Origin of the sequence: Lysinibacillus sphaericus (genome assembly GCF_015844675.1) — a bacterium.
Classification (GTDB): Bacteria; Bacillota; Bacilli; order Bacillales_A; family Planococcaceae; genus Lysinibacillus; species Lysinibacillus sphaericus_E.
Genome location: NZ_LDGC01000077.1, coordinates 1 through 6875, shown reverse-complemented (window position 1 = coordinate 6875; position 6875 = coordinate 1). Strand labels below are relative to the sequence as shown.

General features: G+C 39.4%; 5 protein-coding genes, 6 tRNA genes and 1 rRNA gene. 9 read left to right on the top strand and 3 right to left on the bottom strand.

Annotation, left to right across the window (positions count from 1 at the left end):
* A partial coding sequence (locus tag ABE34_RS20180; protein ID WP_197144231.1) for an ISL3 family transposase occupies positions 1-723 on the top strand: 723 nt, incomplete at its 5' end.
* Positions 724-896: 173 nt separating this feature from the next.
* On the opposite strand, the gene nadA is transcribed toward ABE34_RS20180, so the two are convergent.
* Genes nadA through nadB form a run of 3 tightly spaced genes read right to left on the bottom strand, consistent with a single transcriptional unit; the run spans position 897 to position 4390 of the window.
* Complete coding sequence (gene nadA, locus ABE34_RS20175) at positions 897-2000, bottom strand: quinolinate synthase NadA (protein WP_430982174.1); 1104 nt, start codon at positions 1998-2000, stop codon at positions 897-899.
* Positions 1987-2847, bottom strand: coding sequence for a carboxylating nicotinate-nucleotide diphosphorylase (gene nadC, locus ABE34_RS20170; RefSeq protein WP_197144230.1), 861 nt, complete (start codon positions 2845-2847; stop codon positions 1987-1989). The genes nadA and nadC overlap by 14 nt, the downstream gene beginning before the upstream one ends.
* Positions 2804-4390: an L-aspartate oxidase gene (gene nadB / locus ABE34_RS20165; protein ID WP_197144229.1), complete on the bottom strand. Its 1587-nt coding sequence runs from the start codon at positions 4388-4390 to the stop codon at positions 2804-2806. The genes nadC and nadB overlap by 44 nt, the downstream gene beginning before the upstream one ends.
* Before the next feature lie 100 nt (positions 4391-4490).
* Between nadB and ABE34_RS20160 the strand changes: the two genes are divergently transcribed.
* The 8 genes from ABE34_RS20160 (at position 4491) to ABE34_RS20125 (ending at position 6871) form a co-directional block, all read left to right on the top strand.
* The gene (locus ABE34_RS20160; protein ID WP_197144232.1) at positions 4491-5561 is read left to right on the top strand and encodes a cysteine desulfurase family protein; all 1071 of its coding nucleotides are present in this window, start codon (positions 4491-4493) and stop codon (positions 5559-5561) included.
* A 628-nt stretch (positions 5562-6189) separates the two neighbouring features.
* A 5S ribosomal RNA gene (gene rrf / locus ABE34_RS20155) occupies positions 6190-6305 on the top strand.
* Positions 6306-6315: 10 nt separating this feature from the next.
* Positions 6316-6391, top strand: a tRNA-Val gene (locus ABE34_RS20150).
* Between the two features lie 3 nt (positions 6392-6394).
* Positions 6395-6470 (top strand) — tRNA-Thr (locus tag ABE34_RS20145).
* 4 nt (positions 6471-6474) lie between these two features.
* A tRNA-Lys gene (locus ABE34_RS20140) sits at positions 6475-6550 on the top strand.
* A 21-nt stretch (positions 6551-6571) separates the two neighbouring features.
* Positions 6572-6656 (top strand) — tRNA-Leu (locus tag ABE34_RS20135).
* 46 nt (positions 6657-6702) lie between these two features.
* Positions 6703-6777, top strand: a tRNA-Gly gene (locus ABE34_RS20130).
* A gap of 5 nt (positions 6778-6782) precedes the next feature.
* Positions 6783-6871, top strand: a tRNA-Leu gene (locus ABE34_RS20125).
* The last annotated feature ends 4 nt before the right edge of the window (positions 6872-6875 follow it).

Here is a 6875-nt window from a genome sequence, read left to right as displayed (position 1 = left end):
ACGTATCAGCTAATAATTGCGAATGCGGATACGCGCGAACCGATTGATATTTTACCGAATCGTAAAAAAGAAACAATAAAAAATTACTTAAGTCAGTATGGAGCAGATGTTGAAATAGTGGTCATGGATATGAATCCAAGTTTTAAAGCAGCTGTTCGTCAAGCGCTATGTCGACCTGTTATTGTGGCAGATCGCTTTCATTTTAGCCGTTATATCTATTGGGCAATGGATGAAGTGCGCCGACAAGTACAAAAAGAATGGGACAAATACAATCGTACAAAGTGTAAACGTATGCGTCATGTGTTTTATAAACGTGCATCTAAATTATCACCGAAACAACAGTGGTACTTACAGCGCTATACAGAAATGTCCGAAACATTAAAAGTAGCTCATGAATTAAAGGAAGCCTATTGTGAATGGTTTGATTGGGCAAAGACAAAGAATGATATCGTAGAAGTGAAGAAGCGATTACTAGCTTTTTACCGTAAGGTAGAAGAGACAAAATTACCAGCTTTCTTAAAAGCAATTCAAACGTTGAAAAACTGGCAAGTAGAAATACTAAATAGCTTTAGCTTTGGTTATTCCAACGGCTTCTTAGAAGGTATTAATAATAAAACAAAAGTGATGAAACGGAATGCATATGGCTTTCGACGCTTCGATCACTTTCGAGCAAAAATCTTATTAAATTTAAAGTATAAAGATATCGGGGTTCATCTGGGTTAACGTGCTAAATGATCACACCACCCCAACATTTGACTTAGAACCTTAAGATTCTACTATGTCTTACACGATTATGATTAGTTAAACTGTATTTGAACATTACTACATATTCTCATTAGAAAACTTAAGCAACTATAAGAAAACGTCTACTCATTTTTGGGTAGACGTTTTGCTCTTTACGCTCTTAATAGCATTCGTTCAAGTGAGCTACGTGCTTCTTCAGCAGTGTGAGCATCTACTTGAATACGATTATGTGGTTGCCCCTTTTGTATACTTTCTAAAGACCAAAGTAGATGGGGAAGGTCAATACGATTCATTGTAAGACAGGGACAGAAGTTTTCATTTAAAGAAATAATCTGCTTATCAGGGTGTTGCTTAATCAGACGATTGACGAGGTTCATTTCAGTACCGATTGCCCATGCTGAATCACTTGGTGCTTTATTAATCGTATCAATAATGTATTTTGTAGAACCTGCATCATCTGCAGCAGCAACAACTTCACGACTACATTCAGGATGAACAATTATCCGCATATTTGGATGAGCTTTACGTATAAGCTTCGTATGCTGAACGGTAAAGCCTTCGTGTACAGAGCAGTGTCCCTTCCATAAGATAACTTGAATGTTTTCTGGGGACTGATGCGTTTCAAGCTTATTTGTATGGGGATTCCAAACGGCCATATTTTCAAGCGGTATTCCTAAATCGTACGCAGTATTTCTACCTAAATGTTGATCGGGTAAAAAGAAAATACGTTGTTTTTGCTTAAATGCCCATTCAACCATTGCTTTTGCATTGGACGATGTTACGCATGCTCCACCATGTCGTCCCGTAAATGCTTTAATGGCAGCAGTAGAATTAACATATGTTAGAGGAATAATGGTATCGCCAAAAAGTTCCTGTAAAACTGGCCATGCCTGTTCTGTTTGATAAATGTCCGCCATATCTGCCATTGAACAGCCTGCACGCATATCAGGTAAGTATACATGCTGCTGTTTAGTTGTCAGCATATCAGCTGTTTCCGCCATAAAGTGTACGCCACAAAATACTATATGTTCAGCTTCCGTATTAGCTGCTGATAGTTGAGCAAGTTGCAAGGAATCACCTGTTGCATCAGCAAATTGGATCACTTCATCTTTTTGATAGTGATGCCCAGGAATGAAGAGCTTACTACCTAATTCCTTCTTTATAGCTAGAATGCGAGATTCCATGTCATTTTTAGATAAAGCGCGATAATGCTCGGGTAGTAGTGACATTTGTTGAAATAGATTAGTGATGGACAATGAAACTAGCTCCTTTCGGTTTTACAATTGCACTAATATCAAAAGCTTTTACTGAATGTGTTAGCGCTCCGAGTGAAATCCATTGAATACCTGTTATCGCATAGCTATTTAAGTTTTGAAGTGTAATGCCGCCCGAAGCTTCTGTAGCGATATGTGGAGGAACAGCAGGAAGCCATTCACGTATTTCTTTAGGGCTACGATTATCAAACATAATGATATCTGCACCAGCTGCAATTGCTTCATCTAATTGTGCTTTTGTTTCGATTTCGACTTCGATTTTAATGGTGTGACCGATTTTCTCACGGGCCGCCTGTACTGCATTAGTAATACTACCTGCAAAAGCAATATGATTATCCTTTAGCATGATTGCATCGAATAAACCATTGCGATGATTATAGGCACCACCGATTCTAACAGCGTATTTATCTAACATACGCAAACCAGGCATTGTTTTGCGCGTATCGCATATTTTCGCATTAGTACCTGCAGTTTCTCGCACCGCTAAATTTGTAGTTGTCGCAATAGCAGACATACGCTGAATAAGATTCAAAATTACACGCTCACCTATTAATAACTTTTGAAGAGGTCCTTGAATAACAGCAAGAACATCACCAGCTTTTACTTTTTCTCCATCTTTTTTATAAAGGGTAATATCCACCGATCGATCCAGTAGAAGAAAGCCATGCTTAATAATGAGAGTTCCACAAAAAATGCCGTCTTCTTTCGCATAAAAAGAAAAAGATCCCTGTTGTTCAGGAGAAAATATTAATTCACTTGATAAATCTCCATCGCCTATATCCTCATTAAAAAATTGCTTTAACAATTCCTCGAGTTTGATGATATTCATATAATGAATTCCTCACTTTCATCTGTCCTTGGTGAAAAATAATCCAACGGTTTGCCCACTGGTTATCATTTTCTGGTTGATCAACGCGAATATGTGCTCCGCGAGTTTCTTTTCGTGTAGTGGCTGCGAGTGCCATTAATGTAGCGACAATATGCATCATGTAAAGTTCAAGTTCCTGTTGACTCAGGTCATTTAAATTAACATGAAGAAGTGTTTGCAATGAGGGCAATTGTTGTACGAATTGTTGCATATCGATAGGATTTCGCACAATGCCTAATGTGTTCATCATCATTTGTTGTAATTGATCTTTTGTAAATAACGATGGCATTGTTTGATGGTGATGTTTGTCACTAATCAAGAAATTATTTTGTGTACAACCTGTTTGAACAATGTATTGGGCTGTTCTTTGACCAAACGTAATTCCTTCTAATAGAGAGTTACTAGCTAAACGATTAGCGCCATGCACTCCTGTACAAGCGACTTCTCCAATTGCATAGAGATTAGGAATAGATGTCCTTCCCTTGTCATCAGCAACAATACCGCCCATTAAGAAATGGCTACCTGGTGCTACAGGAATTAAGCCATCCTGTAAATTAACATTATTGTCAGAGCAAAGTTGAGCAATCGTAGGGAATCTTTCTTCAAAGTGTTCAATCTTTGTAATATCAATAAATGTTTCCTGCCCAACAGCACGTTTATGAAATAATGCATGTGCTGTTACATGGCGCGGTGCTAAGTCCAGCTGTTTATGTATCCCTTCCATTATGGGCTGACGTTGCGCATCGACAAATATTCCTCCGGCGCCACGAACAGCTTCAGAGACTAACCCTTTTGCCTGGCCTCCAGACCAAAGTAAGCTTGGATGGAATTGCATAAATTCCATATCACTGATGGCTGCTCCTGCACGATAGGCTAATGCGATCCCATCACCAGTATTTGTAGCAAAGTTAGACGTACAAGAATAAAGAGCACCTGCACCTCCGGTCGCGAGAATGACGTGGTGGGCAAGGTAGCGCTTCGTTCCCTTTGCTCCTTTTGTTAGAGCGCCAACACAATCTCCGTTTGTATTTAATAAGAGCTCGTAAGCCATCTCATAGCAATTTACAACGATATTAGATGTGAGTTGATTGAGCAAATAATCTATCATTACTTGACCAGTACGATCACCGCCTGCATGTAAAATACGGTGATGACTATGTGCTCCCTCTAAGCCAAGAGCGGGGGACCCATCAATTTGTCGATCAACCGGGAAGCCTTCGTTTAATAAATTACGTATAATTTCTGTGCCGTTTTCTATTAGTACTTCGACATTCCTTCTTTCATGATGATATTCTCCAGCAGTCAACGTATCAGCAATGTGAAGCCTTGGATGGTCTTCTTGACTTGTAACGGCAGCAATACCGCCTTGAGCACGATAAGAACTACTCATTTTAACTGAACACTTTGTCACTAGCTGTACTTGAAAATGTTCTTCGAGAAGCCGAGCAGTTTGAAGTGCGGCAATACCGCTACCAATAATAAGTACATCTGTCTTTACATCCATACACTTACCTTCTTTACAGTTGTCTTGACACTTATCTTTGCATAAAATAAAAAAGAAAACAAGACCTGATGAATTAGAAAGGAAGAACAAGATGATTTATATGGATTACGCTGCAACCGCTCCAATGACGCCAAAAGCTCTTAAAGCATATTGCGAGGTAGCAAAGCAGTATTATGGAAATAGTGCAAGCTTACATGACTTAGGAGGGCAAGCACATTATTTTGTTGAACAAGCAAGAGCTGTTGTAGCAAGGTCACTTGGAGTAAACAGTGATGGTGTCATTTTTACGGGAAGTGGAACGGAGGGCAATTTAATTGCGATTTTGTCATTAGCTTTAGTTTCAAAAAAAGGGAAGCACATTATATCATCCCAAGCTGAACACACATCGGTACATGCGGCTTTAAATACACTTGAAATAATGGGTTTTACGGTCACGAAGTTACCCTTACAGCAAGATGGTTGTATTCATGTAGAGCAACTACGAGAAGCAATTCAAGAAGATACGGCTTTAATTACTATTCAACATGTAAATTCAGAGATAGGTTCTATTCAACCTATAAATGAAATTGCCGAAATTGCAAAACAATCAAATGTGCTTTTACACGTCGATTGTGTACAATCCTTTTGTAAACTCTCGTTAAAACAGCAAGTAGATGCTATTACAGTTTCAGCACATAAAATAGGTGGACCAAAAGGGTGTGGTGCTATATATATGAATCCTGAGCTCCGTGTTCCTGCATTAGCACCAGGTGTCACACATGAGCGCGGGCTAAGGGGAGGAACACTAGATACCCCAGCTATTGTCGCTTTTGCTACGGCGATTGAAGATTATCAATATGAGCGTCAGCATTATGCAGCATTACGTCAATACTTCAAGGAGAATTTACCAGAGACCTGTCAGATCATTGAGTGTAAGGATCAATTGCCTAATATTTGTGGTGTGCTGATGAAAAGAGTAGAAGGGCAATACGTTTTGTTAAAATTAAATGAAGCGGGGATATGTATTTCTACAGGGAGTGCCTGTGATATTCATAGTGAATCTGGTACTAAAGCGATTTTATCTATGGGCTACTCTATTGAAGCGGCTCGTCAATTTTTTAGAATATCCTTTGGTCCAGCAACGACATTTGAGGAAATTAATCGATTACAAAGGGCACTTTCAAATATTTAATGTTTATCATGTGAAATATAGTAAATGAAAGGCTCAATAAATAATATTGAGAATAAGATTAAAACTGAAAAACTATGATTAAATAATTTTAAATGATAATTTACGTACATGTTAAGTAGTCTATAAAAATAATCTTTGGTTAATATTTTTTCCTATGTATATTTCTTTTGGTGGCTGATTGGAGCGAAGGGCTACTCAAGTACTCCTGTCGTAGAGCATTGATTTTGGGGGAAGAAGTAGCTTGTAGCGAAAAACAGTGCCTTTTTATTTATAAAATGAATATAAATAGTTGATTAATTCTCATCTATTAAATTAATAGTTTTCTTTTAATTAAACAATTGCTATAATAAATAGTAGAGTAATAATTTCTCGTAAAAAACGAAAAATATCTCTAAAAAGTGATAATTTCTTTTTTTTATAAAAAAGTATTGCACAATGCTAGAAAACGTTATACAATAATTCTTGTCTTGAAGGACAGGTAATAAACTTCAAAACGAAATACATAAAGGTTTCAACATACGAGTAGTTCAAGGAAGCGATGAAGAAAAGGAAGGATGTACTTAAGTACATGACTGACTGAACGACAGAGGCTGACGAAAAAAGACGTCGTATATCGAAAACTTAATAGTCTAGTGATGATGGCAAAGAGGTCACACCCGTTCCCATACCGAACACGGAAGTTAAGCTCTTTAGCGCCGATGGTAGTTGGGGGCTTCCCCCTGCGAGAGTAGGACGTCGCTAGGCATAATACCCAGGAGGATTAGCTCAGCTGGGAGAGCACCTGCCTTACAAGCAGGGGGTCGGCGGTTCGAGCCCGTCATCCTCCACCATTTGCCGGTGTAGCTCAGTTGGTAGAGCAACTGACTTGTAATCAGTAGGTCGTGGGTTCGACTCCTATCGCCGGCACCATTTGGAGCCATTAGCTCAGTTGGTAGAGCATCTGACTTTTAATCAGAGGGTCGAAGGTTCGAGTCCTTCATGGCTCACCATTTAAATTGCCAACAAAATATGCGGGTGTGGCGGAATTGGCAGACGCACTAGACTTAGGATCTAGCGCCGCAAGGCGTGGGGGTTCGACTCCCTTCACCCGCACCATTTTTCAAATTTAATAATTGCCAGGATAAATAAATCTTATGCACATGCGGAAGTAGTTCAGTGGTAGAACACCACCTTGCCAAGGTGGGGGTCGCGAGTTCGAACCTCGTCTTCCGCTCCAAATGTGCCGGGGTGGCGGAACTGGCAGACGCACAGGACTTAAAATCCTGCGGTAGGTGACTACCGTGCCGGTTCGATTCCGGCCCTCGGCACCATTTT

Excerpts from the sequence above, each read along its gene's own strand:
- nadC (WP_197144230.1), bottom strand. The coding sequence starts at position 2,847 with ATGAATATCATCAAACTCGAGGAATTGTTAAAGCAATTTTTTAATGAG.
- nadB (WP_197144229.1), bottom strand. The coding sequence starts at position 4,390 with ATGGATGTAAAGACAGATGTACTTATTATTGGTAGCGGTATTGCCGCA.
- ABE34_RS20160 (WP_197144232.1), top strand. The coding sequence starts at position 4,491 with ATGGATTACGCTGCAACCGCTCCAATGACGCCAAAAGCTCTTAAAGCA.